The sequence below is a fragment of the Ornithinimicrobium jinqii genome (assembly GCF_045032595.1).
Classification (GTDB): domain Bacteria; phylum Actinomycetota; class Actinomycetes; order Actinomycetales; family Dermatophilaceae; genus Ornithinicoccus.
The window spans coordinates 1-1,736 of record NZ_JBJFZS010000045.1 but is presented as its reverse complement, the minus strand read 5'-3'; the positions used below and the strand labels follow the sequence as shown (position 1 = coordinate 1,736).

The 1,736-nt window shown below is 74.5% G+C and carries 1 protein-coding gene; it reads right to left on the bottom strand.

Annotated features, from left to right (window positions below; genetic code table 11):
• Nucleotides 1-207: 207 nt before the first annotated feature.
• Complete coding sequence (locus ACI3ET_RS15905; RefSeq protein WP_405034053.1) at nucleotides 208-1,611, bottom strand: DUF6395 domain-containing protein; 1,404 nt, start codon at nucleotides 1,609-1,611, stop codon at nucleotides 208-210.
• Nucleotides 1,612-1,736: the final 125 nt, after the last annotated feature.

The following is a 1,736-nucleotide window of genomic DNA, read 5'->3' as shown; positions in this document are numbered from 1 at the left end:
ATCCGCTCTGCCTACCGCAAGCTCGACATCGACCGTCGGGCGCAGGCGGTGAGGTGGGGCATGCAGCACGGGATGCTGGCCCCGCCAACCCCGCACGCCGACGCCCAGGCAACCGGATAGCCCACCGTCACGCCGGAGGATCACGCCTGGTCCACCGAGAAGCGCGGCCACAGTCGCACGACAGGGCGGCGCACCTGCCCGCAGCAGTCAGTCGTGACCAGGATCACCGGGTAGACGGAGGTCGGCCCGCAGCGCCGGACCGAGCAGGAGGCGCAGCTCGCGGCGCCCTCTGCGCCAGACACGCATCAGCAGGTCCCGGGCCGGATGGGCGGCCATCCAGCGCCGAAGCTCGTCCTGAGCGGCGGCCCGGCCGGCATCCGGGACGGTGACGTCGTAGCCGCGCACCACCGCCTCCTCCTCGGCGGTCATGGGGTGGGCGAACCGGTGCAGCCGCTGGGCGATCCCCGAACGGTAGTGCTGAGGAAGCAGGTCAAGCGCGGGCTCGTAGGAGCGGGTGAGCCAGTCCCGCGGGTCTGGGCCGGACTTCGCCGCGACGAGCCGCAGGAGGGTGCTGCCACCACCGTCGGCGAGGTAGCGGTGCGCGCAGTGGGCCAGCACCGGTTCGACCTTCATGGGCTCGTCGAGCAGGTGCTGGCGTGACTCCGTGTCCCGCCACTGCCGCTCGAGCGCGCGGTCGGCCGGCCATCTGCCGCTGACCGCGGAGGTCAGGAGGGTCTTGCGCGCGCACTTCGGACACCGGCCGCAGGGGCGCCCGAGGCGGGAGCCGCGAACGCAGGACTGAGCCGCCTCCCCCAGCGGGTGCCGGTGGACGATGGCGCTGGTCACGACCTCGGACACCCCGGCGATCGGAACGCACACCGGCAGGCCCAGCACCGCGAACACCGGTCCCCACTCGGCGACGAACGGCGACTCCGCGTAGTCACGGAAGCGTCCCCGCTGCAACCGGTAGGTGGCCTCCAGGGGAGCGCCCCAGGCGACGGCGTCCAGGCGGTGGACGTCGGCGTGCAGCAGCAACGGCACAGCGGTGGTCAGGTCGTGCGGGAAGCCCAGGGGGTGTCGTAGGTACTCGACGTCGCTGGGGACGACCGTCACCGCGCGACCGCGCCGCCGCAGGACGTCGCACGACTGCACAGCCGCCCGGCCGTCCATCATGGTGGAGCGTCGCTCACCCTCGGGTGCTCGTCGGTAGAGGTGGTAGCTGTGCGTGGTGTCCGGTAGCAGGACCAGGGCCGCGACGCTGTCCGTGCCCCCGCTGAAGCACAGACCGGGGCGGCCGTCCGGGGGGACAGCGCGCGCGGGGCCGTCCACGACGTGCGCCAGGGTGAGGCGGGGCCCGGCGCGGACCGCGTCGGCCAGTGCTCGGCTCGCCGGGACGGCGCAGGAGAAGGGAGTGGCCGGGCGCACCCACGGGCGTGCGCACAGCAGCGCGCAGACGACGAGGAGGTCGGGGTGCACCTGCCCCGGCGGCACGTCGACGAGGAAGCTGGTCGTGCGGCGGGCGAGCTCGACGCGCCGGGTGGCGTCCTCCCCGGGGCCTGGCTGCAGAGTGAAGGTCACCCTGCCCTGCGCGTGCTCGATGTCGACGTGCATCAGCGGGTCGCCGCGCCACCGGGCTGCCCGCCGGGACGGGGATCAGGAGGTGACGACGGCGCTGGGGGGGGGGGGGGGGGGAGGGAGGGGGCGGCCGGTTCCTCACCCCCCCCCCCCCCCCCCCC